Genomic DNA, 25774 nt, shown 5'->3' on the forward strand with positions numbered 1-25774 from the left:
TTTAAGCTTTGTTCCCGTAATCAGTCATGTGTTTAGGAATTCTCTTGTTTTTTCCATACATGAAATGATTTTCCATATTCTCTCTATATTTACTTGCAGGAACTTTTAATCCAACTGCTTCAGCCGTTTCTCTAATCAACATTGGATTAGCACCACAACAAACACCAAGATAATTTATCTTCATATCATAAGCATCTTTTGCAAACTGACCCATTTCATATCTATTACAGAACATTGGATCTAGTGCAGTTGGAAATGTTCTCCCATGTGGAGAAGGACATTTACAGTTATCATAATCTGGAAGATTAAAGAAAGTAGGGTGGGCATCACTTGTTCTATAAGGAATTGGAAGTGCTCCTACATGACACTTAACTGCTGCTCTTATTTCTTTTAAGTACGGCATCATTGTTTCTGGTCCTCTAAAACAATTTAAACCAACTACATCTGCACCACGTTGCTCTAATTCTTTACAAGTATCAACAACTGACATGCCGTCTCTCATTTTATTTTCACCCATTGGAGAAATAGTAAGTACTGTTGGAAGACCTGACTTTTTCATTATCTCTAAAGCTTTGAAAGCTTCTTCTGCATAATAAAAAGTTTCACCAATTAACATATCAGCGCCTTCATCAACTGCCCAACCAATCATTTCAGAAAACATTTTCTCAACTTCTAGCTGAGCTTGTTTGTCATCCTCTTTCCAAATGTTTGAATTAGAAATGTTTCCAGCCATTAAATTTGGAGCCATTCCTTCAGGTGTATCCATTGCAACTTTTTTTGCAATTTTTAATGCTGATCTATTTAATGGCTCAAGTAACTCTTCTTTACCGATCACTCTCATTTTTTCTCTGTGACCATTGTAAGTAAATGCTTCCACCACATCAGAACCAGCGTGTTGAAATTCTCTATGAAGATTTTCAAGAACATGTGGATGATCCAAAGATACCATCGGTACAAATTCTCCAGAGGCCATATAACCTCTTCTTTCAATCTCAAATAAAAAACCTTCAGCACAAATAACAGGTCCTTTGTTTAAACGATCTACTAATTTATTAGACATATACATTTATCCTTTCTTATAACTTCAGCGGCAATTTTTGAGATGTCGCTTTAGCGTATTTTTTTAAGCGCCAGCAATTTGTTTTAAATCAGCGCTACAAGATTCTTATCAAATTCACCAATATTTTAAAAGTTTTTTTTAGTTACTCTTTAATTTAATATTAATTATGAGCTCAATTTCAGTCCTTGGTATTTTTGTTGCAGATCTGGTTTTTTTTGGAAAAGATATACCTTCTAAAGGTCAAAAAATATTAGGAAATGATTATAAAATTGGACTAGGAGGAAAAGGGTGCTTATTTTGCAAATAATGAGCAAAACTTTTTTATAAAGTCACATAATTTAAAAGAAAAAGTAATTGATACAACAGGTGCAGGTGATGTTTTTAACGGTGCTTTAGCTTATTCCTTAGCAAATGATACCAATATTAAAGATGCAATAATATTTGCAAATAAAGTTGCAGGTATATCAACAACAAGATTAGGTGCTGCTAATTCTGTTCCAACTTTAAATGAATTTGATAATTATCAAATATAAGTGATAATAAAATTAATGAAAAAATTTTTACTTATATTTTTTATAATATTTTCAACAAAATCATTAGCAAACAATACCGATATTGCTTTTGATGTTGATATTGTAATGGACTGTAAATTTGAAAAAGTAATAATTAATAATTCTGAATATAATTATAAAACACTGCTACCTGATCAAATTAAAAGAAAAGATTTAAAAAATTTAAGATTTACATCAAAAAAACCTGATACTTTAAAAGTAAGAAAATTATCAAAATTTTTAAATAAAGCTGATCTTGATTTAAAAATTGTGAACAAAGACATCATTTTAATTAGAGCATTTGATGCAAAAACTAATTATTCAGAGAGCGCAGTATTCACTAACAAAACAGGGGAATTTATTCATGAGATAACCAGAAATATTGATGCAGAAGAAAAAGAGAAAGAAAAAGATATTGCTTTTTACAAATGCACTATTAATAATGAAAATATCTAATCATGAAAAAATTTCAAAAAGGATTTTCACTTGTTGAGCTATTAGTTGTAGTAGCAATTATTGGTGTGCTCGCAGGTGTAGGTATTGTAGGTTACGAGTCTTATGTCGATAGTAGTAGAAAAAAAGTTGCAGAGCAAAATTGGACTACTGTTGTAAAAGCAATCGAGTTTGAACAAATTGTAGCTGAAAATGATTTAGGTTCAGCGATACCAGAAAAAGATAAAGATGGTAATTGGATTGATGAGGATGGAAATACCACCTCAAATAAGAGTGATGCGAGAGAAATTATAGCAGAAACACCATGCTTAACTTTTTTACATTCAATTAAAGAACACTTTAAAGATTTTAGAAATCCTTATTTAAAAGGTGATCTTGCCTTAACAAAAAAAGCAATTACTGTTGATACGCAAGGACAATCAAGTCACAAAGCAGGACAAATTCATTTAACTTGTTATAAAAATAATGGTGGTTTTGGTCAAGGAGCTGGTTGCCCAATTCCTAAAGCTAGATTTCATGCAATAGTATATTTTAAAGATAAAGGAAGATGGCATTATGGTGATGGTAGTTGCAATGGTGCTGCAAACAATGATGAGTGTGTAAAATTAAAAACTTTTGGTGGAGATTATTTTGCATCAGGAGATGGCGGAGCCTCTGCAGCACAAACTGATTGTGGTTGGGATAGCACAGACCACGGACCTTGGACAGTAACTAACAACATCAATGCTGACGCTAACTACTAGTCTTGAAAATTTATTTTATCTATTCAACTTTTAATAATTTAAAAAGTGCAAAGTCATTAGCATCTAAATTAGTTAAAAATAAACTCGCAGCTTGCACAAATATTATTCCAACAATTTATTCAACCTATGTTTGGAAAAATAAAACCTATACAGATAAAGAATGTTCAATGATTATAAAAACTACAAAATCAAAAGTAAAAAAAACTATAAACTTTATAAAAGCCAATCACTCTTATGAATGTCCAGCAATTAGCGCATTTCCAATCTCTGATACTCATAAAGAATTTCAAAAATGGGTTATAGATCAAACAAAATAAACAGTTTAAATTTTACATATAAATACTTACATTAAACTTATGTGTGGAAGATATGTTGTCACTAATCCAGTAGCTAAAACTGAAAAGTTAGTAAAATCTGCAATTCAGGTTGAAAATAATGAAAATTATAATGCTCATCCATATCAGAAACTTCCAGTAATTAAGAAATATAAAAATGGTAATACTTTAGAAAATTTAAAATGGGGAATTGTTCCAAGTTGGGCTAAACAAAAAGATTTTAAAGCTTTAACAAATGCAAGAGTAGAGACAATAGATGAAAAAGTTTCATTTAAAAAATTAATTCAACTTCATAGATGTGTTGCTGTTGCAGATGGGTTCTATGAATGGAAAAGGGAAGAGAAAGAAAAAACTCCTTATTATTTTATGCGAAATGATAAAAAAACCATTTTCTTAGCTGGGATTTATGAAAATGATGAGTTTTGTTTAATTACAGAAGAAGCAAAACCAAATGTCCAAGAAGTTCATCATAGACAGCCTGTTATTTTAAATGAGACAGATATAAATAGATATTTGAATTTAGAATTAACAGGATCTTCTTTTCTAAAAGAATGTAACAAGCCTGATTTAGAATTTTATCAAATTTCAAAAGATGTAAATAAGCCTACTAATAATAGCGTTTCATTAATTCAGAAAATTTAGAAATTGACTATAAAAGCTTGCTAAAAATAATAAATATTATAATTATCCAAAAATTAATCTGATGAAAAAATATTCATTATATTCTCTATTATTATTCTTCTTATCCATCAATCAAGCTCAGGCTTATATTGATCCAGTAACAGTTTCTTTTTTAGTAAAAGGAATTGTAAGTGCGATTGCAGCCTGCGTTGTATTTATTAAAGGTATAAGAGAAAAAATCTTATCTATATTTGGTTTTTCAAAAAAAAAGAATGATAAATTAAATGTTGATAAAAAAGATAAGTAAGAACTATCTCACTGCAAAGCTTTTACAAGGTTTGGCTTTAGCCTTATTTGCGAATTCAATAATTATACCTCACCTAACATCTGTTAATTATCATCCTTTATCATTTGAAGTATTATTTTTTTTTTCATCTATTTTTGTATTTTTTTTTATAATTGGATTTTTTTCTTATTGGAGTTTATTTATTATCTTTACATTTTTGCTTACTTATTGGTCTCTAGATAGTCTTTTTATTGAAAAGAAGTTTTTAAGAGAAATATTAATTTTGTGTTTATTAGTCTTTTTAAAATTTTGGACCTTAGATAGAAAACTTTTACCTAAGATTACAATTGTTTTTTCAATAGTTTTTATTTCTTTGTCTTCATTTAGTTTTGAAAACCGTATTTTGTTAGATGAAAAGATACAAAGTAAATATAATAATCCATTAATAAAACCAAAATTTTCATATCTTCATATCATTTTAGATGAACACGCATCTCTTCAGTTAACACCAGATCAGTACAATGATGAAATTTTCAATAAAACCTTTGAAAAAGATTATGTTTCAAATAATTTTAAAATCTATAACAAAACATTTACATATTACCCTAGAACTAAATCAACTTTAGGTTCACTTTTTACATTGTATCATAAAGAGGATAAGACAATTACAAAATATAATTTTTATTATCCTAATAATCGTTTCTCAGTAAGCATCATTCAAAATCTTTATTCACATAAATTAAAAAATAATGGATTTAAGATATCTTATATTCAATCTAATGGTGTTGAAATTTGTGATAAACATACAGCACATAAATGTGAAACATATTCCAGAGGTTCAAATATGAATTTATTTGAAAAATATGATTTAACTTACAAAGAAAGAATTGAAATAGCTTTGTTAAATCTTCACCAATACTACTATCATAAAGGAAAAGTAGTGATTTTATATAAAAAGATAATTGATATAATTAAACCAGACAAACCAGGTTATTATGGTTTTTATTCTAGACCATTAGCAAATTTGTATATTTTAGATGAGATTCATAATAGAATAAAAAACATTAAAGAGGGAGAGGCTTTGATTGCCCATATTTTATTACCTCATTATCCTTATGTTTTAGATAAAGACTGTAATTTAAAAAAGACTGATGATTGGACTTATCCTTTAAGGCACAAGATGAACAACAAATCATCTGCGTACCAAGGTCATTATGATCAATTACAATGCACTCACAAAAAAATGAAATCTATTTTGAAGGAGGCGGGTAAAAATGATAATTTAATTGTTGTTATTCACGGTGATCATGGGGCACGATTATTTAGAAACACAAAATATTCAAATAAAGATGATAATTTAGGCACAATAGTTGCAATAAAAGATAAATTTACAAATCCAATGTCTGTAAATGAGGATGTTGAATTACAAACAATATTTGTGAATTTCATAAAAAAAAACTTCATCAAATAATCAATCACTTCGATAATTCAATTAAATGCTCAGCAGCTTTTTGTGAGGAATCTCCCACATTAGAAATATAAGTATTTTCGAATTCTGTGACTTTATTTACATCAACGCTGTTTGTTGAGATTAAATTATTACATATAACTGGAAGGCTATCTAATTCTTTTATGTCTATAATTTTACCAAATTCTTTTTTAAAAACTTCGTTAATGCTTTCTATTTTAATTTCTTCGAAGTTTTTATTGTGAATTCTATCCATATAATTCAAATAAATTATCGGTCTTTTTAGTATTAAATGAAATTCTAATACAATTGCAGAATTATCTGTGATTACTATAGATGATTTTTCCATAGACTCCACATTGGAAATCTTCTGATCAAGTTCAAAATTTGGATTTTCAATAAATTTTGACCTAATTTCATCAATAATTTTTTTTTGTCTTTTAAAATGTTCTGGATGCGGCCTAAGTATTACACTGAAATTATTTGATAAAAGAAGATCAATAATCTTTATTGAATAGTCAGCAAATAAATTTTTTTCATTATGATTCCACGATGGTGCGAATAATATTTTTTTATTTTCTAGTTTTTCATGATGAATAGTTTTTTTTAAATAATCATAAAAAAAATTACCATTATTAATCATTAATTTTTTCTTTAAATCATATTTCTGTTCCATGTATTCCAATTCTTTTTTTTGATAATCACCATTTGTTAAAATAATATCAAAATTTTCAAATGAGGAATGCGTATAAACCTTATGAACGCTAGTAACAGAATGAAAAAAATAAACATACTTTTCACAATTTTCAGACAAGTCAAAGTTATTTCCAAGATCTGGCAGAGTTGTTATAAGAAACTTACATTCTAAAATTTTGAAAAAAACTCTTAAAATTAATTTATTCTCAATTAAATAACTTTTAAATTTTGATTTATAAAAGTCGAAATCTTTTTTATCAGATGTAACTAATATGACAGAATTTTTTTGGTATGTTTCCAAATTATTCATAAGCTCAATGTAATGAAATTTGTAAAAATTTGATTCTGAGAAAAATACAAACTTCTTATTTTCTTTTGAGAGATTATTAAAACTTATTAAATTTATTAATGAATTAAAGAAACTCATGAGGATTATTATATAATTTTTAAAAATTATTTTATAGTTTTAAGATTAATCATTATACTGAATAAGTAAAATATATGAATAAGTTATTAAAATTTTTTGATGCAACTTTAATTGATTTAGGTCGTCAATTTAAATGGACTTACTTGCCACCATTAATGGTTTACATGGCAGCTGGTATTTCAGGTTTGACAGGTATTGTTGGAACTTTTTTTGTAAAAGATTATTTAAATTTATCTGCAGCTTTTCTTGCTGGACTTGGTTTTTGGGCCGGTATTCCTTGGGCTCTTAAAATGCCACTAGGTCATTTAGTTGATCTTATCTGGAAGAAAAAAAACTATATGGTTTACTTTGGAGCATCATTGATCGCTCTTAGTTTACTGATTATGTATGGACTAATTATTCATACAGAATACATGTCCACATATCTAAAAGTTGAAACTTGGTTTGTAATCAGTGTGATACTTGCTCCAGTTGGCTATGTTGTTCAAGATGTTGTAGCAGATGCAATGACTGTTGAGGCAGTTCCATTATCTGATGAAGAAGGAAATGATTATTCAAAAGATCAAATAAAAGTAATGCATACAACGATGCAAACACTTGGAAGATTTGCGATAATTGGTGGAACAGTTTTGGTTGCTTTTATAAATGTAATTATATTTAGAAATGTAGAAAACTTAGAACTTGATCAAAAAATAGATTTATATGGATCTGTTTATATTTACGCTTTAATTATTCCAATTGTCTCTATTTTAGGAGTTGTTTTAGCAAACTACTTGAGAACTAAAAAAATTAAAGAGCTAAGCTCAAAAGGATTAGAATTTAAAGAGGAGAGAGGAGAAGAAAAAACAAAAGTTAACTGGTGGATCTTAGGTGGAAGTTTAATTTTTGTTATTTTTACTTTATCTATTGGATCTTTTAAAGTTCCTCTTGCTCAAGAAATTGTTTTCATTGGTTCTGTAATCATCATCTTGTTCTTGATGTTTAAACTTATCAAAGAGCTACCAGAGGAATTAAGACTAACAATTGTTGGAACAGCAGTTATCATTTTTGTATTTAGAGCAATGCCAGGACCAGGTCCTGGTCTTACCTGGTTTGAAATTGATGTTTTAAAATTTAATGAGCAATTTTTTTCAGTATTATCATTACTTGCATCAATATTAACATTAGCTGGGATTGTTTTATTAAGACCGTTTATGGCTAATAATTCAATTGCAAAAATTATAGTTGTTTTAAGTATTGCAGGTGCAATTTTATTTTTACCAAGTGTTGGAATGTATTATGGATTTCATAATTGGACAGCTTCATTAACGGGAGGTGTTGTTGATGCTAAATTTATCGCAATTATTAATACTGCTCTAGAGTCTCCTCTTGGTCAAATATCAATGATCCCATTACTAGCTTGGATTGCAAAAAATGCACCGGCTCATTTAAAAGCAACATTCTTTGCGGTATTTGCCTCTTTTACAAACCTTGCTTTATCAGCAAGTGCATTGGGAACTAAATATTTAAATGAAATCTTTACGGTAACAAGGGAAGTAAAAGATAAAGTAACAGGTGAAATTCAAACAACAGCCGATTATTCTGAGCTTGGAATTTTGTTAATTATTGTAACTTTATTAACTTTAATACTGCCCATCTTGTTCGTATTTATAATTAATAACAGTAAATACAAAACTACAGAGTAATTTATCTCTTTTTTTTATTTCTCTTACTTTTGAAAATAAAGTTTTTAGGTCTTTTTCTATTTTTAAATTTCTTTTTAAAATTAGATTTTTTATTATGTTCTTGATTATCTTTTGATTTAAACCCTTCACCTTTTTTATCTTGATTTTCTTTAGATCTAAATTTTCTACCTTTTTGACTGAAATCTTCTCTTGATTTAAATTTTTTATTTTTATAATCACGATTATCTTTAGAATTAAATTTCTTCTTACTTTTATTCTTTTTAAATTTTCCTTTAAATTTTTTATGCTTTTTATTTGATTGGTTTTTAACTTGTTCTTTTAGTTTAAAATCAGGGTCAATTAATTTTTGAATAGATCTCCACATGTTATAATCATGATTAGTCAAAAAAGTCATAGCAGATCCTTCTTTTCCAGCTCTTCCAGTTCTTCCAATTCTATGAATATAATCCTCAGGAACTTGAGGAAGATCATAATTTATTACATGCTGAATTAATGGAATATCCAAACCACGTGCTGCAACATCTGTTGCAACTAAAATTCTATTTTTACCAGACCTAAATCCTCTTATTACTCGATCTCTTTTACTCTGTCTTAAATTTCCATGAATGGCATCTGCAGAATGACCATCGTATTTTAATCTTTTAACAATTTTATCAGCTCCATGTTTTGTTTTAACAAAAACTAATATTGAACCTGATCTTTCAACTAATTGATTTATTAATTCATGATATTTTTTATCTGGAGTTATTTGAAAAGTTTCTTGCTTAATTTTCTCAATTGGAGTTGAAACTGAACCAATAGATATTCTCTCTGGATTTTTTAAATATTTTTCTGAAATTTTTAATATGTCATTTGGTAAAGTTGCAGAAAATAATAATGTTTGATGACTTTTTGGAATGTGTTTTAAAATTAATTCTATTTGAGGAGTAAAACCCATATCCAACATTCGATCTGTTTCATCTAAAACAAGGTATGTGACTTTATAAAGTTTTAATGATTTTCTCTCAATATGATCATTAATTCTTCCAGGTGTTCCAACAATTATTCTTGTTCTTTTTGTAAGTTGTCTTAGTTGCTTTTGCATACTCTCACCACCAATTAAGAGAGCTGAATTGATATTGATTTCCTTACTATTTAATTTTGTAACTGTTTGCATAACTTGAGATGCAAGTTCTCTTGTCGGACAAATAATTAGAGCCATTGCATTTTTATCTTTGATTAATTTATTAATCATAGGGACAGTAAATGCTAAAGTTTTACCAGTTCCAGTTTGAGCAGTTCCTAAAATATCTTTTCCAGTTAAACTTATTGGTATTGATTGGCTTTGAATGGGTGTAGGCGTTTTAAAATCTGCAAATTTAAGTGAGCTCTTTAACTGGTTTTCTAATGGGAGTTCGTTGAAATTGTTCATATATTATTAGTTGAAACAGGTGCTTATACTGTTTGAAAACAATAGCAATTAATCTTTTTAAAAGATCAAATTATCTTTAATTATATCAATATAACTAAGTTTTGTTATAACGCTCACTGAAATTTAAGGAGAAACAATGTTAAAAGTATATTTAGCCGGTGAAATTCATACAAACTGGAGAGAAGAAATAATTGATCATTGCAAGAAACAAAATTTAAAGATTGAGTTTACCTCACCTGTAACTGATCACCCTTCTTCAGATGATTGTGGTGTTGAAATACTAGGACCAGAAGAAAATAACTTTTGGAAAGATAGAAAAGGGGCCAACATTAATTCTATTAGAACCAAGAAATCTATTAATGATTGTGATGTGATCATTGTTAAATTTGGTGAAAAATATAAGCAATGGAATGCTGCATTTGATGCAGGTTACGCTGCTGCTTTAAATAAATCTATAATTGTAATTCAAAATGAAGACCATCAACACGCTTTAAAAGAAGTTGATGCTGCTGCAGCTGCAGTTTGCTCAAATCAAGAACAAGCAGTACGTATTCTTAAATATGTTTTAGAAGGCTCTTTAAAATAAAAATAATGAAATTGATAAGATTATTTTTTTTACTTACTTTTATAAGTACATCTAATTTATACGCAGAAATTTATAAACTAAATTGTAAGTACACAAAATTACTTGGAAGCAATAAAAGCGTTAAAACTTCTGTTTGGTATATAAATAATGAAAAAAAGATGATTGCTCTTGCTAAAATAAATAACACTAACGTCAAATACACTTCTAATAAATGGGATGATAAAAGTTTTGGTGTTAAAGATGACGAAGTATTTATCAATCGTTCTCAAATGAAAATCAAAAATAATATTTATGGAGTAGGTGTAGCCACCAATAAAGATACCAAAGAAATTATTTTAATGGCACTTAGTGAAGAAGGTTTAGATAAAGATCCAGTTTGGATTAAAGTACAAAAAGATACCGAAGAGTTAATTCAAAGAAGCAAAGAAAAAAAAGTGAGCGAAGCAGAATACAATAAGCAAATTAAAAAGATCTATGAATTAAATGATCAAGTAGTTGCAAAATGGTCAATAGAACAAACATGCTCAAAACCAATTAATGCAAAAACTAAAAAAAAAGATCCTCTTGATAAAGTTAAAGACAAGTTAAAAGAAACTTTAGATAAAATTAATTAACATAAAATGACTGAATTACTTGATCTAATTTTAAATGGATATTTAAGAATATTTGTTGGATTAGTAATAATTGGCTTAGTAGGATTTTCTTTATATTTTTCTTTAAAAAATAAATAATCTCTTATGGATAAAGTTATTCCAGTTTTATATATGATTGGAGTATTAATATTAGTGCTTCCAGCTTTTCTGCAATCTAATTCTAAATCAAAAATATTTTTTAAAAATTTATCAATTTGGACAATTATAGTTTTGATTATTCTATCAATAGCTTATTTTGTTAAGTGAGATTAAAATATAAATGAAATTAAGATAAACATTCCAATTAATTTCAAAGTCATACTTGTTACACCACCTTGAACTAACCAAACAGAAAATTTAATCCAAAAATTCTTCATATTAAAACATCGTTTTTTCTACTACATTACAGTTATAACTTCCATATGAACCTGAAATTCTATCTAGTGTATCAGGCTTGAAGTTACGTGGTTCACTAATTTCTTTTATTGTTTCACTTTTCCAAAATGTGATGAATTCTTTTTTCCATTCAACAACTTCTCTCTTAACACCATCAAGAATAAGTATTTCTTTTTCATCATTAATTATGAAGCTAGTTCTTAATTTAGTAGTGCTTTCACAAGATAAATAAATATCATCCGCATAAGTGTTAATGATACAAATAAAAAATATTATTAAAGATAGCTTGAAGATTTTCATATAATAAGCTTATCTTATATTGTTCCAAAAACTATTATTTATTGAATTGGAAATTCCATTAAGCCTAGATCTCATTAACTCATATTTTTTTTTAACAGTTTCATCTTTTTTTATTACAGCCTGAACATCTTTGTGTCTTCCAATCATAAATGCAAACATTTCAGCTTTATCCTCAGCTATAGAATTTCTCGCATATCTTGAGATGAAACCCTTAACAGAGTTATTGAGATAAAAACCTTTCCCTTCACCACTTAGACTTCTATCATATTGATTTGGTGAAAATTTTGACCATTTTGTATCTAGCATAAGTAACGAAAGTTCAGAATCTATTAAGTGATAAAATTCATGATGGAATGTTTTTTTAAGATGTTCTTTCTTAGAAGGGCTAGTGGCTAATTGCATTAGATTTAAATAAAAAACCCCTGTAGATTGATCAATATGACTTTGAGCGAAACCCAAAACATTAACATTTTTACCCCCAGAAATATTCTCACATATCATTACATATTTTAAACCTGACTCTTTAAGAAATCTTGTTGGATAAATTCTTATTTCATTAGAAATATAGTTTATAGCTTCATTATAATGAAATGAAGATATTGCTTTTTCACAAGTTAAACCATTGGCACTAGTTTTATAATTTTCATTTGCGACTAAAATATCTATACCACTAACTGATGATACTTTTTTTGATTTTATTTTTTTTCCAATTACATCTAAGTGTTGTTTAGAATTTATGAATTTTGCATAACGATTATATTTTTTGTTAATTGATAGATTTCTAAATCTCACTAAACAATCAACACCGCCACTTTTTTTGCAAATTGATAAAGCTTTTTGATCTATTTTTTTTTGTGAATCGTTTCCATATTGAATAAAAAACTTACCTTTTAAAGACTCAACGATAGATCCCTTGTAGTTCGAATTATTTTGTTTGCCTGACTTAATTTTCGATATGTATGATTTTATTTGTTGAATTCTATACTCAAAATATTTTTCATAATGATTACTACCCGCATAAGTATTGATTGTAGAGACAAAAAGTATTATCAGAGTTATCTTTATTACTTTCATTAATTTATTAAGTTTATAACAGATGAAGCCAATAGATTATATAGGACTATATCTCATAGTAATTGCAGCCTCTTGCATTGCAGTTAATTGGTTATTTAGGATATATTTCTGATTTGAAGTACTTAAATTGTGCAATCATATAAGATGTGATATAATTTAACTAAATCAAAACAATGCGTATAACAGAAACAATTGAACCATCATATTTTATAATAGCAGCAATTGGTTTTATAGTTTTAAGTTTTATTCAATACAAAAAATATGGGAAAACTTTAGAAACCAAATTTCTTTCTGGTATGGCTGCATTTTATGTAATTTGTTTTTTGTTTTGAATTTTTATTAATTTTTCAAATGAGATAAAACTTGAGTTGTTTCATATTTATGTAATATACGTGATATAGCTTAACATATGAACTTTTTCCCAGCCCTTGCAGATTTTGTTCTTAAGAGAAGAATAGTAATTGTTATTTTTGGTTTCTTAGTTGCATTAGGACTTATGGCGGGAGCACCTAATCTTAATTTCGATACTGACGCTAGAGTTTTTTTTGATAAAAATAATCCAGATCGGATTGCTTTAGACAAATTTGAAGCAGCCTATTCAAAAGATGATAACTTAATTTTTATAATATCTCCAAAAGATAAAAATATTTTTACTGCTGAAACATTAAAAGCAATTGGTCAATTAACAGAAGAAGCTTGGGTTCTTCCATATGTAAGAACTGTAAACTCTTTAACTAATTACCAAAATAGCTATGCTGAAGAAGACAGTCTTGTTGTAGAAGATTTAATCACTGACATAGATAATATTTCTCCTGAAGATGTTGCAAAAGCACAAGAGGTAGCAAACTCTCGGATTGAACTTAAAAATACTTTTATTAATAACGATAACTCTATTTCACAAGTAAATGTATTATTCCGACTTCCTGGAAAGAATGCGATTGTAGAAGTACCATTTGTTATGAGTGAGGCCGAAAAGTTAAAAGAAAAATTTGAGGCAAATAACCCCAACATCAAAGTTAGGTTAGCTGGTTTTGTGCCATTAAACAATCAATACAGCGAGTCAGGACAAGACGACTCAGTTACTCTTACACCTTTGATGGTTGTGGTCATATTAATCTCTGTTGCAATAATTTTGAGGAGTGTTTTTGGAGTTGGTTTAATATTTATTATCATCATTCTTTGTGCCGGATCCTCATTGGGTGCACTAGGTTGGTCTGGAACTAATATCAATAATGCTACTGTTGTTGCTCCACTTATGGTGATGATTTTAACTGTGGCTAGCACAGTTCATATCTTATCTTCAGTTCGTCAGACAATGACTATTACTCCAGATCGAAATGAATGGGTAAGGACAGCAATTATTGATCATGGTCCCGCAATTACTGTTGCTTGTCTTACAACAGCCGTAGGATTTCTTTCTCTCAATTTTTCTATCTCTCCTCCTTTTAGACAGCTTGGAAATATTGTCTTTGTTGGTGTGATTGCAGCTCTTTTTTATACATTAACAATGCTTCCCGCACTAATCAGTTTGTTACCTATGAAAAAAATAAGTTCACAAGCGTTTATGGATAAAGGAATGTCTGGATTGGCAGAGTTTGTAATAAAATGGAAAAATTTTCTTTTGATTTCAACTGCTTTAGTTGTGGTGGTTCTAGTTTATGGAATTACTAAAATTTCATTAGAAGATGATTTTTTAAGATATTTCGATAAGAAATATGAATTAAGACAATCAATTGATTATTATGAGGAAAATTTTGGAGGTCTTAATGCACTTGAATATTCTATTAATTCAGGAGTTGAAAACGGTATAAATGATCCTGAATACTTACAAAAGGTTGATGATCTTGTTAATTTTATTCGGAACCAACCTAAAGTTACAAGTGTAAGATCTTATACAGATGTCGTAAAACGATTGAACCAAAACTTTAATAACGACAATCAATCATTTTATAAAATTCCAACTACTGAACTTGAAGCAGCTCAATATCTTTTTCTTTATGAATTGTCACTTGGTTACGGGCTAGATTTAACTGATCAAATCAATGTTAATAAATCTGCTCTTCGTATAACAGCAAATGTTGCTAATACCACAACTAAAGAATTTTTAAATTTAGATAAACAAATTCAAGAATGGTTCAAAGATAATGCACCTGAATTAATGACAAAATCAACTGGACCTTCTCAAGTCTTTTCACAAATTTCTTCAAGAGATGTACCAGCAATGCTGAAAGGAACAGGTTTTGCTCTTATTGGTATTTCATTTATCATTTTAATTGTAATTCGAAATATTAAATATGGACTAATGAGTTTAATTCCTAACTTGTTACCTGCTGCAATGGCGTTTGGGTTGTGGGGATATTATACAGGGAGTGTAACTTTAGCTGTCTCTATAGTAGTTGCAATGACACTAGGTATAGTTGTTGATGACTCAGTTCATTTTATGTTGAAGTATGCTAAGGCTAGAAAAAAAGGTAAGTCACCTGAAGATAGTGTTCGAGAAGCATTCCAAAAAGTGGGGATGGCACTAACTACTACAACAATTGGTTTATTTTTAGGTTTTTGTGTTTTAGCTCAATCCGGATTTACAGTAAATAAAGATATGGCCCAGCTTACTGCAATCACAGTTGTTTTTGCTTTAGTTGTAGATTATTTACTTTTACCACCAATATTAATTTTGATTGATAATTTTAAACAAAAAAGGAAAGCATCAATATGAAATACTTAATATCAATTATTATAACCTTAACCATTTGGAGCACATCGTTATCAGCTCAAACCAATGAAGAAAAAGGTTTAGAGATTATTAAAAAAAGTATTGCCTTAGACAATGGTTTTATAGATAGCACTGTAGAGGGACAGATGGTTTTAAAAGATAAGTCTGGAAATGAAAGTGTAAGAAAATTTAAAAACCTAATTTTTGAAGAACTAGATGATGCACTTGGAGATAAAAGTATTATAGTTTTTACAGAGCCAAGAGATGTAAAAGGTACATCGCTTTTGACTCATGCCAAAATAGAGCCTCAAGATGATGATCAATGGTTATATCTTCCAGCTCTTAAAAGGGTAAAAAGAATTTCTTCTTCTAATCGTACTGGTAAATTTGTTTCTTCAGAGTTTTCTTATGAGGATTTATCAACTGATGAACCAGAAGATTATACTTTTAAATGGATTGAAGATGGACCATGCTTAACTGAAACTTCTCTCACATGTCATTTAATTGAAGCAACTCCTAAAAACAAAAAATCAGGTTATTCTAAAAGAGTAATTTATGTTGATACTGATGAATTTTTATATCAATCAGTTAAGTTTTATAATCGAAGAGGTGATTTAGAAAAAGAACTACATTTCAAAGGTTATCAAAAATATTTAGATAAATTTTGGAGAGCAGACTTATTAGAAATGACTAATCTTCAAACAGGAAAATCGACAGTGATTGCTTGGGAAAATTATCAATTTCAAACTAATTTATCTTTAAATGATTTTAAACCTGAGAAATTAGCCAAAATGGCTAGATGATTTTTAGATTTTTAATCATTTTATTTACATTTATTAATACTAGCTCCTTAGCAGAAACATATACTGAGCAGTACGGAGAAGTAGAAGTAAGTTCATCTGTGTTTTTTGATGATGTAGAAAGTGATGATCGAAAAAATACTCTGAATTCATCATCATTCAAGTACAACTTCTTATTTGAAAACAATAATTTATCTGGAAAATTAAAAATTAATTCAGCAATATCAGATCCTGAAGTAGCTCAAAAGATTGATTTAAATGAAGCTTATTTAGAATACGCTAACAATGATTTGAGTTATTTAGTTGGAAATAACATATTATTTTGGGGCAAGAATGAATTTTACAACCCCGTAGATATTATTAATTCAAAAGATTTTTCTAATGGTTTGGCTGAAGGTGAAAAAAAAGGTCAAACTATGATAAATGTTAAAAGATACTTCGAGACGAGTGAATTAAATTTTTTTATATTACCAGTAATAACTAATACATACCCAACTTCTAAAATAAGACCTCAATTAGCACTCGATATTGATACCACTAACACTTATGCTGATGGAGCAAGTAAAGATAACATTGGAAAGGCATTACGTTGGTCAGGATATATTGATGAATATGATTATGGACTTTCATTTTATGAGGGAAATACAAAAGACCCAGCGTTAGTTTTAAATTCAGGTAAATTTGTTCCAAAATATTCTGAAATCACACAATTGGGTTTAGATCTTCAGGCCACAAAAGAGAATACTTTGTATAAGAGTGAAGTGGTTTATCGAGAAAATCAATATGATAATAATGGTAATATAGAGGATTATACAAATTTGATCCTTGGTATTGAGCATAGCAATTATGGAATATTAGAAAAGAGTTGGGATTTATCTAATATAGTTGAATATTCTTACGATACTCGTAGCACAAAATCTCACCACGGCTATCAAAACGATCTATTCTTAGGTGCTAGACTTGTACTTAATGATATTGAAGACACTCAATATTTTGTCTCTATTCAAAATGATTTAGATAAAAATTCACGTGCTTTAACATTTAACTATGAAAGTAGATTTTTTTCATCTCTTAGAGCTGGGATTGATATTTACCACCCTTTAAATCTTGAAAATGATATTCATCAATCTTCTTTTAAGGATGAGGGTAATATTAGATTTTACACTAGTTATTCTTTTTAGATTTTTATTGATTTTTCAAATAAGTAATGAATTATAGGTAAACCGCGGACATATTGTTTACAAATCAACTGGTCTATTAATTGTTTGGTGTTAATAAGATTCTTATGTCTTTAATTATCTGCCTCATTCTTTGATCATAGTCCACAGAAGGGCCTGACATATGCTCTCCTCTTTGAGTGTAGAATAATATGGCTCTTAAATATCTAAGTGAATCTTTGAATTTACCTTCATTGAAATATTGATCATAAAAATTACTTTCATTTGAATTAAATTCTTTTTCTATTTTGTTGTCTTCATATGCATTAAAAGTTAAGGCAAAGTGATTTATTTTTTCAATTAAGCAGTCTTTCGGATCAGGGACATCATTAATTGTTACTTCATCATGCTTTAGTTTAAATGTTGGAAAATCAATTAACTTAAATTCAGTTATATGAGTATCTGTACTCACATATTCATGCCATTCTTTTCTTCTTTGTTTTTTCATAAATTATAAAATTATAGATAGTATTTATTGGTTTTCTTTAAAAATAAATATAATCTTTTGTCATATGATATTTGTTAAAAATATGAATTCTGTGTCTGATCAAGATTGGACTACAAACGAAAAATACCCAGGTGTTAGATGGAAGTTTTTAATTGATGAAGATTATAATGGTAGCAAAGGTTTATCGTGTGGTTTTGCTGAAATAGAACCAGGTGGAAATTTAACATTGCATCATCATGCACCTGATGAAATTTATGTTGTTACAAATGGAAGTGGCACATTAAATAAATCTGGAAATTTAGAAGAAATTAAAAAAGGTGATGTTGTATATATTGCTGGTAATGCAAAACATGCGTTACAAAATAATAGTAAAGAAGTTTTAGGTTTTTATTGGGTGTTTCCAACAAACAGGTTTAAAGATGTAGAATATATATCAGATGAGTGATCAATCCCTAAAGTTTATAAAATCTATTGGTAAACCAATATCAATTGATTTTATAGCTCCCATTGCTTCTTGAAGGTCATCTTTCTTTTTTCCATCTACTCTTAATTCATCACCTTGAATTTTGATTTGGATCTTTAGCTTAAGTTTTTTAACATCTGCAATAATTTTTTTTGCATTTTCTTGGCTGATACCTTCTTTTAATTCACTTACTTGTCTAATAGAGCCACCTGAGGCACCTTCAGAACTTTTAATTTCTATAACTCTTGGGTCGACTTTTCTTCTTACAAGATGCGTTTGTAATAATTCGTTAACTTGCTTTAATTTTAATTCATCGGGCGCAACTGTTGTAATGTTTTTATCTTTTCTCTCAATTGTAATTGTTAGACCTTTAAAATCATAACGGTTACCAATTTCTCTCAAACAATTTGCAAGAGCATTATCAAATTCTTGGTAATTAATTTTACTGATAACATCAAATGAAGGCATACTTTTATAATATATGAAATAAGTCCATATTAAACACAAATGTTAATGGATTTATTTTTTAATATGTTAAAGTTTTATTATGGAAAAAGCTAAAGAGATTTTTGACTCAATATATGCACAAGCTATTCCATTAGGTATTAAAATCAAGTATATTGCTATTGAGGTTTGGATAGGATTAAAGTTTTTTGCGATTGAATTTGTAAATACATTAAAAAGCATGTTTTAACACATTGTTAATCTTAGAAAAATAACTAAATCAAATATATGGTAAATTTAGAAATTCATCATAAACCAGAAAATATTAGTGATAGGGTGGCGTTAGCTTTTACAAAATTACTTAGATTTGTTGCAGATACTTTCTTTAAAAAAAAGTATGGTCATAGAGCAGTCGTATTAGAAACTGTCGCAGCAGTGCCCGGAATGGTTGGTGGAATGTTAATACATCTTAAATCTTTAAGAAGAATTAAAGAGGATAAAGGTTGGATCAAAACTCTTTTAGATGAAGCTGAAAATGAGAGAATGCATTTGATGACTTTCATTAATATTGCTCAACCAACATTATTTGAGAGATTTCTTATAATGTTTGCTCAATTTATCTTTATAATATTTTATTTGATGGTTTATATAATTTCCCCAAGAACAGCTCATAGAATAGTTGGGTATTTTGAGGAAGAAGCTGTGATTAGTTATACTCAGTATTTAGAGGAAGTGGAAAGTGGTAAAATTGAAAATGTTAAAGCTCCAAAAATAGCAATTGATTATTGGAACTTACCATTAAATTCTACTCTAAAGGATGTTATTAAAGTTGTAAGAGATGATGAAGCAGGTCATAGAGATTTAAATCATAGTTATGCTAATATATTAAACAAAAAAGAGGACCCTAACGAGGAACAGTTACAAAATTAACATATGCTTTTAAGTTATATAATACCTTTTTTAATTTTAATTTTAGTAGTGGTTTTTATTCATGAATATGGTCATTATTATTTTGCCAAAAAATATGGTGTAGGGGTCACAGACTTTTCAATTGGATTTGGTAAAGAATTATTTGGCTGGAATGACAAATCAGGAACTAGATGGAAAGTTTGCGCTATTCCTTTAGGAGGTTATGTAAAATTTTTTGGTGATAGAAATGTTTATTCTCAAGCAGATCATCAAGAAATTCTTGATAAATATAACGAAGAAGAAAGACAAAAATTATTTATACTAAAACCTTTATACCAAAGAGCTTTAATTGTTTTTGGCGGTCCACTTGCTAATTTTTTATTAGCAATAGTAATATTTTTTTCAATTTATACATTTGTTGGTAAAGACTTTACTCCAGCAGTTATTAATGAAGTTCAAAAAGATAGTCCTGCAATGGTTGGAGGGTTAAAAGAAAAAGATATTATTTTAGAGATTGATGGAAATGAAGTTAAAAGTTTAATGGATGTTTCTAAATATATCACAATGTCTACAAGTGACTTTATCGATTTTAAAGTAAAGAGAAATTACGAAGAATTAATCCTTAAGATTAAACCCAATATGGTTGAAGGTGAGGATAATCTTGGAAATAAAATTAATAAGAGAATGGTTGGAATAAAACTTGGTGCCTATAATGATAAAATTAACCATGTAAAATTAGGTCCAGCCCAAGCAATTTATCATGCAGCTCATGAAGTTTATTACGTAAGTATTTCTTCACTAAAATACTTAGGTGGAATGGTAATGGGTAAAGCTGATACATCTCAATTGGGTGGACCAATTAGAATTGCAAAAATCTCTGGCCAAGTAGCAACTTTTGGAGTGATAGCCTTCATTAGTATGATGGCTTATATTTCAATAAGTCTTGGTTTAATTAATTTATTTCCAATACCAATGTTAGATGGTGGTCATTTAATGTTTTATACTTTTGAAGCTTTATTAGGACGTCCACTAAGTCAAAAAACACAAGAAGGTTTTTTTCGAATCGGATTATTTTTGTTGTTATCTTTAATGTTTTTTACAACCTTCAATGATCTAAAAGACCTTGGTTTATTTGGTTAATTAAATTAAACAAAAAGTAAAAAAACCTAATAAAATCAATACTTATTTAAGATTTAACAAGATATGGTATGTAACTTGTTAACAGCTACTAAAAAAAGCCTTGATTTATCAACACTTTTAACAATGATAGTAAATAACCTAATAAAACCGGAGCTAAAATGAATAAAAAACAACTAGTAGCAAAGCTTTCAAGCTCGCTTAATTTAAGTAAAGCAGATGCTGAGAGAACTTTTGATACAATTACCGACACTATTTTGGACGCTTTAAAAAATGACGATAGCGTTAAAATTGCTGGATTTGGTACTTATAAAGTGGCTAAAAGAAAAGCTAGAGTTGGAAGAAATCCAAGAACTGGTGAGCAAATCCAAATTGCTGCATCACAAAAGGTTAAATTCTTACCTGCTAAATCTTTAAAAGAAGCTTTTAATAGATAATCTTTATTTAACAGCCTTAATGCTTAATTGTGTTAAGGCTGTTTCTATATGCAAAAACTGCATATCCCTTTTTCTGTATAAACGTTAGTTAAAAAAATTAATCAAAATATAAATCACCTCTAAACAAGGGAGGTCTTATGACTAAATTAATAAAAAAAATAAGCGCGCCGCTTATAAGTTTAATTTTGTTATTAAACATGAGTAGTGCAGGAATGGCAGAAACATCAGTATCTGCTGAAGTAGGGTTTATATTTAATACCTTACTATTTTTAATTTGTGGTTTCCTGGTCATGTTTATGGCAGCAGGTTTTGCAATGTTAGAATCTGGAATGGTAACTTCAAAAAGTGTTTCGGTGATTTGTGCAAAAAACATCGGACTATTTTCAATCGCTGGAATAATGTTCTGGTTATTTGGATATAACCTAGCTTATGGTATACCAGAAGGTGGTTACATTGGAAAATTTATACCATGGTCTGATTCTAGTGCTATCGGCACCGGTTATTCAGATGGATCAGATTGGTATTTCCAAATGGTTTTCTGTGCAACTACAGTTTCTATAGTATCAGGAGCAATGGCAGAAAGAATTAAACTATGGCCATTCTTTTTATTTGCAGCAATTTTATCTGGAATTTTATATCCAATCGTAATGGGTTGGCAGTGGGGTGGAGGCTGGTTAGCTGAACTTGGCTTCTCTGACTTTGCTGGTTCAACACTTGTACACTCAACTGGTGGTGCAGCTGCCTTAGCAGGTGCAATAATTATAGGACCAAGACTTGGTAGGTTTACTAAATCTGGTGAAGCAACACCTATTAAACCATTTGCAGCTTCGTCTATTCCTTTAGTAACACTAGGTGTATTTGTACTATGGTTAGGTTGGTTTGGTTTCAATGGTGGTTCACAATTAGCCATGGGAACAGCTGACGATGCAATCGCAGTATCAACTATCTTTATCAATACATTCTTAGCAGGAGCTGGCGGTGTACTTGCAGCAGCAGTTGTAACTAGATTGTTTATTGGTAAAACAGATGTAATCCAAATGTTAAATGGATGTATTGGTGGTTTGGTTGCAATTACAGCAGAGCCATTAGCACCATCACCATTTGCAGCAATTCTAATTGGTGCAGTAGGAGGTATAATTGTTGTTTACGGAACTAAGTTTTTACTACAATTAAAAATAGATGATGTAGTAGGTGCCGTACCAGCTCACTTGTTTGCAGGTATCTGGGGAACATTAATTGTTCCAGCTACAAACGCTGATGCATCATTCAGTGCACAATTAATTGGTGTTGCAGCTGTGAATGTATTCATATTCATCGTGGCATACATAATTTGGTCAATCATGAAAGCAACAGTTGGCTTAAGATTAAGTAAGGAAGGTGAATTAAAAGGTACAGACGTAACTGAAACAGGTGTAATCGCTTACGCAATACGTGACTAATTACATGTAATAAAGGAGCTCTTCGGCTCTCTAGATCTACTCATCGAAGAGCTCCTTTTAAAAAAATTAACTTCTCTCTCTTTTAGTTAATAATAAGGAGGCCCTTCGGGGCCTTTTTTAATTTAATGATTTTAAAGTTTCCAAAACTTCTTTTGCGTGATCCTTAACTTTAACGTTGTCCCAAACTTTAATAACTTTTCCTTTTTTATCTATTAAAATAGTTGAGCGAATAATTCCCATAAACTCTCTTCCCATAAATTTTTTCTTACCCCATACTTTATATTTTTTTAAAACTTTTATTTCTTCATCAGATAAAAGATCGAACTTAATTTTGAATTTTTCTCTGAATTTGTCATGACTTTTAATAGTATCTTTTGAGATACCAAAAATTTCACAATTTAGTTTCTTAAATTTGGGTAATAGTTTATTAAAATCATTTGTTTCAATTGTGCATCCAGGAGTGTCATCTTTAGGATAAAAGTAAATAACAACGTATTTTCCTAATAAATCTTTTAATTTTTGATTTTCACCATTAGTTGATGGCAATGTAAAATCAGGTGCTTTTGTCTTTTCTTTTATCATTCGACTTTGTTTTCATCCCATAATTTTTTGTAATCAATAAAAGGAGAAAGACCATAACTTGAATTAACATTTGTTAAATGCAGTGACAGACTTTTTAATGGTGAAATACAAATTTCTTGATTGTAAATTTCATTTAAATGTTTTTCAAAAGGATCATGTCTAGTTTCACATGTTTTTTTAAAGTTATCCCAATATTTATCAAATAATTTTTTTGACGTTAGAAAAGTACATAAAGTTTTATCTAATGTTCTCCAATGTCTTTTATTGCCTACTAGAATATTAGTTTTTTTATTATCCATATAAAGATAGGGATAATCTGAAGGACACATAAAAATATCCTTATTTAATTGAGAAGCTATTCTTTCATAAGATGCTATCATTTCTTCCAACATTGGTTCAAAATGAAGATAATCGTCCTCCACAAAATATATTAAATCTTCACCTTGTTCTTTTCCTAATTCAAAGCTTTGGTACAAACTTGCTAGATTTCCAATTGTCTCTTCATTAGTTTGAGGTCTTATTTTATTTTTATAATCTTCTCTATTAAGGTTTATAATTTCTGCACGATTATCTATTAATTTTTCAAGTTTATTTAAATTTTCTTTTTTTGAATTATCATCCACTACCAAAAGATTTATTTTAATATTTGGATATTTTGAATAACAATAATTTATTGACCTGATTAGAGAATTTAGAGACCTTAAAGAATATTCAATTTTAGGTTTTTCAAATAATCTTTTTTTATTTTGATCCCAAATTTCAATCTCAGTATTAGTTCTAAAAATAATTAATATTGATTTTATACTTCTTGTGATTTTTACCTCTCCTAAAGGAAGCACAATAGATTTTTCATTTATTGCGGATAAATCTTCATTTAATTCTTTATTAAGCGTAGGTGAGTAAAAATTATTTTGGTCAATTATTTCATAACCCATTAATTTACAGAGCTTTATGAATAATTTTTTCATAGCTTTTTTTTAATTATTATATAGATATGTCTACAATATTATGACCATTAAATCATCCACAACACTTGTTACAGAGGCTTTAGATCAAATAAAAACTATTTCAATTGATGAAGCATTTGAAAAAACATCAAATAATGAATGTAATCTAATTGATATTAGAGACATTAGAGAGTTAGATAAAGAAGGAAGAGTTGAAAACTCAAGTCATATTCCAAGAGGTATGTTGGAGTTTTGGTTAGATCCTGAGAGTGTGTACTTTAAAGATGGAAAACTTGATATGAATAAAGAAATGGTTTTATTTTGTGCAGGTGGATTAAGATCAGCTTTGGCAGCTAAAACTTTGCAAGATATGGGATTTGAAAAAGTTTCACATATTGATGGAGGATTTGCGGCCCTTAAACAGAGTAAATTTAAAATCGTCTAGTTATTTAATTCATCTAAAGCGTAATCCAATCTATCTTGTCCCCAGAAAAGTTTTTTATTGATAACAAAAGTTGGAGCTCCAAAAATATCTTTGTTAAAAGCATCACTAGTTAATTCTTTGAGCTCATCTTTAATTTTTTGATCATTTATACTTTTTTCAAATAAATCACTTTTAATTTCGCACAAATCTAAAATTATTTTTAAATTTTCTAGTTTTGATATGTCTACATTATTTTTCCAATAAGCATTAAAACATGCATCTATATAGTGATCTTTTTTTTTATCTTCAATTACAAGGAAACCTCTCATTAAATATAAAGAATTGATTGGAAATTTTTCATTCCATATAAATGGTATTTCATTTTTTTCCGCAATCATCATACAGTCATTCTTCATATTTTTCATTTTTCTCTCATTAAAAGCTGGTGCAGTTATTCCACCTAAATTATGAAGGCCACCAAGTAGTATTGGTTTATAAATAAAATTATTTCTTTGATTAAGTTTGATAATTTTTTTATGCGCTAAATAAGAATAGGGACTTATAAAATCAAAAAAAAATTCAATTTTTTTAGTCATATAGACTAATTCTCTTTGCGTAAAATAACCTTATGAACCAATAGATAAACAGTCCTAATGGTCCAATTAAATATGTAATAATAAGTGGAACACCTAGGAGAAATTTATTGACACCAAATTTTTGAGAATCTTTGAGTATCCATCCACCTACAAATAAATTAATTGCAACAAAATGTATCCAGAACATCATTAAAAAAGTTGTATCTGAAAATAATTCAGATAATTCAGCAATACCTAAGTACAACGTAAAATTTTTATCGAAATCATAAACATCAATATAAGATTGATAGAGCATAAATATATACGCTCCACCCAAAAGAATTATTGGAAAAATTGAAGTTACAAAATATTTACACAAAAGTGATTGTGGAAAAAATATTAACATTATCCAAAAAGGTAACACACCACAATTGATCCACAAATATAGCATTTCAATTGTAAAAAAATTATAAATTTGCTCGATCATTTAAAATTATATTATATTAAATCTATCA

General features: G+C 28.6%; 34 protein-coding genes. 23 read left to right on the forward strand and 11 right to left on the reverse strand.

The window, feature by feature from the left end; all coding sequences use genetic code 11:
* Window position 1: 1 nt before the first annotated feature.
* Window positions 2-1060 (reverse strand): homocysteine S-methyltransferase family protein, encoded by a 1059-nt coding sequence (locus ACTT9U_RS03690; protein ID WP_440931844.1) that lies wholly within the window; start codon window positions 1058-1060, stop codon window positions 2-4.
* A gap of 166 nt (window positions 1061-1226) precedes the next feature.
* Between ACTT9U_RS03690 and ACTT9U_RS03695 the strand changes: the two genes are divergently transcribed.
* From ACTT9U_RS03695 to ACTT9U_RS03730, 8 genes are all read left to right on the forward strand, one after another.
* The gene (locus tag ACTT9U_RS03695; RefSeq protein ID WP_440931845.1) at window positions 1227-1367 is read left to right on the forward strand and encodes a hypothetical protein; all 141 of its coding nucleotides are present in this window, start codon (window positions 1227-1229) and stop codon (window positions 1365-1367) included.
* 16 nt (window positions 1368-1383) lie between these two features.
* The gene (locus ACTT9U_RS03700) at window positions 1384-1593 is read left to right on the forward strand and encodes a PfkB family carbohydrate kinase (RefSeq protein WP_440932459.1); all 210 of its coding nucleotides are present in this window, start codon (window positions 1384-1386) and stop codon (window positions 1591-1593) included.
* A 15-nt stretch (window positions 1594-1608) separates the two neighbouring features.
* The gene (locus ACTT9U_RS03705; protein WP_440931846.1) at window positions 1609-2067 is read left to right on the forward strand and encodes a hypothetical protein; all 459 of its coding nucleotides are present in this window, start codon (window positions 1609-1611) and stop codon (window positions 2065-2067) included.
* 2 nt (window positions 2068-2069) lie between these two features.
* A complete protein-coding gene (locus ACTT9U_RS03710) occupies window positions 2070-2807 on the forward strand; it encodes a type IV pilin protein (RefSeq protein ID WP_440931847.1) in 738 nt (245 codons plus the stop codon).
* Window positions 2808-2809: 2 nt separating this feature from the next.
* The gene (gene cutA / locus ACTT9U_RS03715) at window positions 2810-3124 is read left to right on the forward strand and encodes a divalent-cation tolerance protein CutA (RefSeq protein WP_440931848.1); all 315 of its coding nucleotides are present in this window, start codon (window positions 2810-2812) and stop codon (window positions 3122-3124) included.
* Between the two features lie 39 nt (window positions 3125-3163).
* Window positions 3164-3784, forward strand: a complete 621-nt coding sequence (locus ACTT9U_RS03720) for an SOS response-associated peptidase (RefSeq protein ID WP_440931849.1) — start codon at window positions 3164-3166, stop codon at window positions 3782-3784.
* 61 nt (window positions 3785-3845) lie between these two features.
* The gene (locus ACTT9U_RS03725; protein ID WP_440931850.1) at window positions 3846-4070 is read left to right on the forward strand and encodes a hypothetical protein; all 225 of its coding nucleotides are present in this window, start codon (window positions 3846-3848) and stop codon (window positions 4068-4070) included.
* Window positions 4048-5520 (forward strand): hypothetical protein, encoded by a 1473-nt coding sequence (locus ACTT9U_RS03730; RefSeq protein WP_440931851.1) that lies wholly within the window; start codon window positions 4048-4050, stop codon window positions 5518-5520. Before ACTT9U_RS03725 ends, ACTT9U_RS03730 begins: the two co-directional genes overlap by 23 nt.
* Before the next feature lie 4 nt (window positions 5521-5524).
* Here ACTT9U_RS03730 and ACTT9U_RS03735 read toward each other — a convergent pair whose 3' ends face one another.
* Window positions 5525-6523: a hypothetical protein gene (locus ACTT9U_RS03735; RefSeq protein WP_440931852.1), complete on the reverse strand. Its 999-nt coding sequence runs from the start codon at window positions 6521-6523 to the stop codon at window positions 5525-5527.
* Window positions 6524-6714: 191 nt separating this feature from the next.
* On the opposite strand from ACTT9U_RS03735, the gene ACTT9U_RS03740 reads away from it, so the two are divergent.
* Complete coding sequence (locus tag ACTT9U_RS03740; RefSeq protein ID WP_440931853.1) at window positions 6715-8325, forward strand: hypothetical protein; 1611 nt, start codon at window positions 6715-6717, stop codon at window positions 8323-8325.
* A gap of 1 nt (window position 8326) precedes the next feature.
* Here ACTT9U_RS03740 and ACTT9U_RS03745 read toward each other — a convergent pair whose 3' ends face one another.
* Window positions 8327-9736, reverse strand: a complete 1410-nt coding sequence (locus ACTT9U_RS03745) for a DEAD/DEAH box helicase (RefSeq protein ID WP_440931854.1) — start codon at window positions 9734-9736, stop codon at window positions 8327-8329.
* 136 nt (window positions 9737-9872) lie between these two features.
* Between ACTT9U_RS03745 and ACTT9U_RS03750 the strand changes: the two genes are divergently transcribed.
* From ACTT9U_RS03750 to ACTT9U_RS03760, 3 genes are all read left to right on the forward strand, one after another.
* Window positions 9873-10322: a YtoQ family protein gene (locus tag ACTT9U_RS03750; RefSeq protein WP_440931855.1), complete on the forward strand. Its 450-nt coding sequence runs from the start codon at window positions 9873-9875 to the stop codon at window positions 10320-10322.
* A gap of 5 nt (window positions 10323-10327) precedes the next feature.
* The gene (locus ACTT9U_RS03755; RefSeq protein WP_440931856.1) at window positions 10328-10936 is read left to right on the forward strand and encodes a hypothetical protein; all 609 of its coding nucleotides are present in this window, start codon (window positions 10328-10330) and stop codon (window positions 10934-10936) included.
* A gap of 123 nt (window positions 10937-11059) precedes the next feature.
* The gene (locus tag ACTT9U_RS03760; protein WP_440931857.1) at window positions 11060-11221 is read left to right on the forward strand and encodes a hypothetical protein; all 162 of its coding nucleotides are present in this window, start codon (window positions 11060-11062) and stop codon (window positions 11219-11221) included.
* Between the two features lie 111 nt (window positions 11222-11332).
* Here the strand turns inward: ACTT9U_RS03760 and ACTT9U_RS03765 are convergent, their stop codons facing one another.
* Both ACTT9U_RS03765 and ACTT9U_RS03770 read right to left on the reverse strand, forming a co-directional pair.
* Window positions 11333-11650 carry a hypothetical protein gene (locus tag ACTT9U_RS03765; protein ID WP_440931858.1) on the reverse strand — a complete coding sequence of 106 codons (318 nt, stop codon included), beginning with the start codon at window positions 11648-11650 and terminating at the stop codon, window positions 11333-11335.
* A gap of 9 nt (window positions 11651-11659) precedes the next feature.
* Window positions 11660-12724, reverse strand: a complete 1065-nt coding sequence (locus ACTT9U_RS03770; RefSeq protein ID WP_440931859.1) for a putative zinc-binding metallopeptidase — start codon at window positions 12722-12724, stop codon at window positions 11660-11662.
* A gap of 173 nt (window positions 12725-12897) precedes the next feature.
* Between ACTT9U_RS03770 and ACTT9U_RS03775 the strand changes: the two genes are divergently transcribed.
* From ACTT9U_RS03775 to ACTT9U_RS03790, 4 genes are all read left to right on the forward strand, one after another.
* Window positions 12898-13056: a hypothetical protein gene (locus ACTT9U_RS03775; protein ID WP_440931860.1), complete on the forward strand. Its 159-nt coding sequence runs from the start codon at window positions 12898-12900 to the stop codon at window positions 13054-13056.
* Window positions 13057-13133: 77 nt separating this feature from the next.
* Window positions 13134-15440 (forward strand): efflux RND transporter permease subunit, encoded by a 2307-nt coding sequence (locus ACTT9U_RS03780; protein ID WP_440931861.1) that lies wholly within the window; start codon window positions 13134-13136, stop codon window positions 15438-15440.
* A complete protein-coding gene (locus ACTT9U_RS03785) occupies window positions 15437-16240 on the forward strand; it encodes an outer membrane lipoprotein-sorting protein (RefSeq protein ID WP_440931862.1) in 804 nt (267 codons plus the stop codon). Before ACTT9U_RS03780 ends, ACTT9U_RS03785 begins: the two co-directional genes overlap by 4 nt.
* On the forward strand, window positions 16237-17418 hold the full coding sequence (locus ACTT9U_RS03790; protein ID WP_440931863.1) for a hypothetical protein: 1182 nt from the start codon (window positions 16237-16239) through the stop codon (window positions 17416-17418). The genes ACTT9U_RS03785 and ACTT9U_RS03790 overlap by 4 nt, the downstream gene beginning before the upstream one ends.
* Window positions 17419-17494: 76 nt before the next feature.
* Here the strand turns inward: ACTT9U_RS03790 and ACTT9U_RS03795 are convergent, their stop codons facing one another.
* The gene (locus ACTT9U_RS03795) at window positions 17495-17902 is read right to left on the reverse strand and encodes a hypothetical protein (protein ID WP_440931864.1); all 408 of its coding nucleotides are present in this window, start codon (window positions 17900-17902) and stop codon (window positions 17495-17497) included.
* Window positions 17903-17966: 64 nt separating this feature from the next.
* Here ACTT9U_RS03795 and ACTT9U_RS03800 point away from each other — a divergent pair, with 64 nt between their 5' ends.
* Window positions 17967-18347 (forward strand): cupin domain-containing protein, encoded by a 381-nt coding sequence (locus ACTT9U_RS03800; protein ID WP_440931865.1) that lies wholly within the window; start codon window positions 17967-17969, stop codon window positions 18345-18347.
* Here the strand turns inward: ACTT9U_RS03800 and ACTT9U_RS03805 are convergent, their stop codons facing one another.
* The gene (locus tag ACTT9U_RS03805; RefSeq protein ID WP_440931866.1) at window positions 18348-18833 is read right to left on the reverse strand and encodes a YajQ family cyclic di-GMP-binding protein; all 486 of its coding nucleotides are present in this window, start codon (window positions 18831-18833) and stop codon (window positions 18348-18350) included.
* Between the two features lie 79 nt (window positions 18834-18912).
* Between ACTT9U_RS03805 and ACTT9U_RS03810 the strand changes: the two genes are divergently transcribed.
* The 5 genes from ACTT9U_RS03810 (at window position 18913) to ACTT9U_RS03830 (ending at window position 22731) form a co-directional block, all read left to right on the forward strand.
* Entirely contained in the window at window positions 18913-19059 is a 147-nt protein-coding gene (locus tag ACTT9U_RS03810) for a hypothetical protein (protein ID WP_440931867.1), read from the forward strand.
* Between the two features lie 38 nt (window positions 19060-19097).
* A complete protein-coding gene (locus tag ACTT9U_RS03815; RefSeq protein WP_440931868.1) occupies window positions 19098-19739 on the forward strand; it encodes an alternative oxidase in 642 nt (213 codons plus the stop codon).
* Between the two features lie 3 nt (window positions 19740-19742).
* Window positions 19743-20858, forward strand: a complete 1116-nt coding sequence (gene rseP / locus ACTT9U_RS03820) for an RIP metalloprotease RseP (RefSeq protein ID WP_440931869.1) — start codon at window positions 19743-19745, stop codon at window positions 20856-20858.
* A 158-nt stretch (window positions 20859-21016) separates the two neighbouring features.
* The gene (locus ACTT9U_RS03825) at window positions 21017-21292 is read left to right on the forward strand and encodes an HU family DNA-binding protein (protein WP_440931870.1); all 276 of its coding nucleotides are present in this window, start codon (window positions 21017-21019) and stop codon (window positions 21290-21292) included.
* 137 nt (window positions 21293-21429) lie between these two features.
* Entirely contained in the window at window positions 21430-22731 is a 1302-nt protein-coding gene (locus ACTT9U_RS03830; RefSeq protein WP_440931871.1) for an ammonium transporter, read from the forward strand.
* Between the two features lie 117 nt (window positions 22732-22848).
* Here the strand turns inward: ACTT9U_RS03830 and bcp are convergent, their stop codons facing one another.
* Together bcp and ACTT9U_RS03840 are read right to left on the reverse strand one after the other, a co-directional pair.
* Window positions 22849-23313 (reverse strand): thioredoxin-dependent thiol peroxidase, encoded by a 465-nt coding sequence (bcp, locus tag ACTT9U_RS03835; protein WP_440931872.1) that lies wholly within the window; start codon window positions 23311-23313, stop codon window positions 22849-22851.
* Window positions 23310-24281, reverse strand: a complete 972-nt coding sequence (locus ACTT9U_RS03840) for a glycosyltransferase family 2 protein (RefSeq protein WP_440931873.1) — start codon at window positions 24279-24281, stop codon at window positions 23310-23312. Before ACTT9U_RS03840 ends, bcp begins: the two co-directional genes overlap by 4 nt.
* 40 nt (window positions 24282-24321) lie before the next feature.
* Here ACTT9U_RS03840 and ACTT9U_RS03845 point away from each other — a divergent pair, with 40 nt between their 5' ends.
* Window positions 24322-24705: a rhodanese-like domain-containing protein gene (locus ACTT9U_RS03845; RefSeq protein ID WP_440931874.1), complete on the forward strand. Its 384-nt coding sequence runs from the start codon at window positions 24322-24324 to the stop codon at window positions 24703-24705.
* Here the strand turns inward: ACTT9U_RS03845 and ACTT9U_RS03850 are convergent.
* On the reverse strand, window positions 24702-25280 hold the full coding sequence (locus ACTT9U_RS03850; protein ID WP_440931875.1) for a 2-hydroxychromene-2-carboxylate isomerase: 579 nt from the start codon (window positions 25278-25280) through the stop codon (window positions 24702-24704). The two genes, ACTT9U_RS03845 and ACTT9U_RS03850, sit on opposite strands and share 4 nt — an antisense overlap.
* A complete protein-coding gene (locus ACTT9U_RS03855) occupies window positions 25273-25746 on the reverse strand; it encodes an ABA4-like family protein (protein ID WP_440931876.1) in 474 nt (157 codons plus the stop codon). The genes ACTT9U_RS03850 and ACTT9U_RS03855 overlap by 8 nt, the downstream gene beginning before the upstream one ends.
* Window positions 25747-25774: the final 28 nt, after the last annotated feature.

Source organism: Candidatus Pelagibacter sp. (assembly GCF_052049975.1).
In the GTDB taxonomy this organism is placed as follows: domain Bacteria; phylum Pseudomonadota; class Alphaproteobacteria; order Pelagibacterales; family Pelagibacteraceae; genus Pelagibacter.

What these genes read in the sequence shown, in the direction of transcription:
- ACTT9U_RS03690 (WP_440931844.1), bottom strand. Translation starts at nt 1,060, where the DNA reads ATGTCTAATAAATTAGTAGATCGTTTAAACAAAGGACCTGTTATTTGT.
- ACTT9U_RS03695 (WP_440931845.1), top strand. Translation starts at nt 1,227, where the DNA reads ATGAGCTCAATTTCAGTCCTTGGTATTTTTGTTGCAGATCTGGTTTTT.
- ACTT9U_RS03705 (WP_440931846.1), top strand. Translation starts at nt 1,609, where the DNA reads ATGAAAAAATTTTTACTTATATTTTTTATAATATTTTCAACAAAATCA.
- ACTT9U_RS03710 (WP_440931847.1), top strand. Translation starts at nt 2,070, where the DNA reads ATGAAAAAATTTCAAAAAGGATTTTCACTTGTTGAGCTATTAGTTGTA.
- ACTT9U_RS03720 (WP_440931849.1), top strand. Translation starts at nt 3,164, where the DNA reads ATGTGTGGAAGATATGTTGTCACTAATCCAGTAGCTAAAACTGAAAAG.
- ACTT9U_RS03725 (WP_440931850.1), top strand. Translation starts at nt 3,846, where the DNA reads ATGAAAAAATATTCATTATATTCTCTATTATTATTCTTCTTATCCATC.
- ACTT9U_RS03730 (WP_440931851.1), top strand. Translation starts at nt 4,048, where the DNA reads ATGTTGATAAAAAAGATAAGTAAGAACTATCTCACTGCAAAGCTTTTA.
- ACTT9U_RS03735 (WP_440931852.1), bottom strand. Translation starts at nt 6,523, where the DNA reads ATGAATAATTTGGAAACATACCAAAAAAATTCTGTCATATTAGTTACA.
- ACTT9U_RS03740 (WP_440931853.1), top strand. Translation starts at nt 6,715, where the DNA reads ATGAATAAGTTATTAAAATTTTTTGATGCAACTTTAATTGATTTAGGT.
- ACTT9U_RS03745 (WP_440931854.1), bottom strand. Translation starts at nt 9,736, where the DNA reads ATGAACAATTTCAACGAACTCCCATTAGAAAACCAGTTAAAGAGCTCA.
- ACTT9U_RS03750 (WP_440931855.1), top strand. Translation starts at nt 9,873, where the DNA reads ATGTTAAAAGTATATTTAGCCGGTGAAATTCATACAAACTGGAGAGAA.
- ACTT9U_RS03755 (WP_440931856.1), top strand. Translation starts at nt 10,328, where the DNA reads ATGAAATTGATAAGATTATTTTTTTTACTTACTTTTATAAGTACATCT.
- ACTT9U_RS03760 (WP_440931857.1), top strand. Translation starts at nt 11,060, where the DNA reads ATGGATAAAGTTATTCCAGTTTTATATATGATTGGAGTATTAATATTA.
- ACTT9U_RS03765 (WP_440931858.1), bottom strand. Translation starts at nt 11,650, where the DNA reads ATGAAAATCTTCAAGCTATCTTTAATAATATTTTTTATTTGTATCATT.
- ACTT9U_RS03770 (WP_440931859.1), bottom strand. Translation starts at nt 12,724, where the DNA reads ATGAAAGTAATAAAGATAACTCTGATAATACTTTTTGTCTCTACAATC.
- ACTT9U_RS03775 (WP_440931860.1), top strand. Translation starts at nt 12,898, where the DNA reads ATGCGTATAACAGAAACAATTGAACCATCATATTTTATAATAGCAGCA.
- ACTT9U_RS03780 (WP_440931861.1), top strand. Translation starts at nt 13,134, where the DNA reads ATGAACTTTTTCCCAGCCCTTGCAGATTTTGTTCTTAAGAGAAGAATA.
- ACTT9U_RS03785 (WP_440931862.1), top strand. Translation starts at nt 15,437, where the DNA reads ATGAAATACTTAATATCAATTATTATAACCTTAACCATTTGGAGCACA.
- ACTT9U_RS03790 (WP_440931863.1), top strand. Translation starts at nt 16,237, where the DNA reads ATGATTTTTAGATTTTTAATCATTTTATTTACATTTATTAATACTAGC.
- ACTT9U_RS03795 (WP_440931864.1), bottom strand. Translation starts at nt 17,902, where the DNA reads ATGAAAAAACAAAGAAGAAAAGAATGGCATGAATATGTGAGTACAGAT.
- ACTT9U_RS03800 (WP_440931865.1), top strand. Translation starts at nt 17,967, where the DNA reads ATGATATTTGTTAAAAATATGAATTCTGTGTCTGATCAAGATTGGACT.
- ACTT9U_RS03805 (WP_440931866.1), bottom strand. Translation starts at nt 18,833, where the DNA reads ATGCCTTCATTTGATGTTATCAGTAAAATTAATTACCAAGAATTTGAT.
- ACTT9U_RS03810 (WP_440931867.1), top strand. Translation starts at nt 18,913, where the DNA reads ATGGAAAAAGCTAAAGAGATTTTTGACTCAATATATGCACAAGCTATT.
- ACTT9U_RS03815 (WP_440931868.1), top strand. Translation starts at nt 19,098, where the DNA reads ATGGTAAATTTAGAAATTCATCATAAACCAGAAAATATTAGTGATAGG.
- rseP (WP_440931869.1), top strand. Translation starts at nt 19,743, where the DNA reads ATGCTTTTAAGTTATATAATACCTTTTTTAATTTTAATTTTAGTAGTG.
- ACTT9U_RS03825 (WP_440931870.1), top strand. Translation starts at nt 21,017, where the DNA reads ATGAATAAAAAACAACTAGTAGCAAAGCTTTCAAGCTCGCTTAATTTA.
- ACTT9U_RS03830 (WP_440931871.1), top strand. Translation starts at nt 21,430, where the DNA reads ATGACTAAATTAATAAAAAAAATAAGCGCGCCGCTTATAAGTTTAATT.
- bcp (WP_440931872.1), bottom strand. Translation starts at nt 23,313, where the DNA reads ATGATAAAAGAAAAGACAAAAGCACCTGATTTTACATTGCCATCAACT.
- ACTT9U_RS03840 (WP_440931873.1), bottom strand. Translation starts at nt 24,281, where the DNA reads ATGAAAAAATTATTCATAAAGCTCTGTAAATTAATGGGTTATGAAATA.
- ACTT9U_RS03845 (WP_440931874.1), top strand. Translation starts at nt 24,322, where the DNA reads ATGACCATTAAATCATCCACAACACTTGTTACAGAGGCTTTAGATCAA.
- ACTT9U_RS03850 (WP_440931875.1), bottom strand. Translation starts at nt 25,280, where the DNA reads ATGACTAAAAAAATTGAATTTTTTTTTGATTTTATAAGTCCCTATTCT.
- ACTT9U_RS03855 (WP_440931876.1), bottom strand. Translation starts at nt 25,746, where the DNA reads ATGATCGAGCAAATTTATAATTTTTTTACAATTGAAATGCTATATTTG.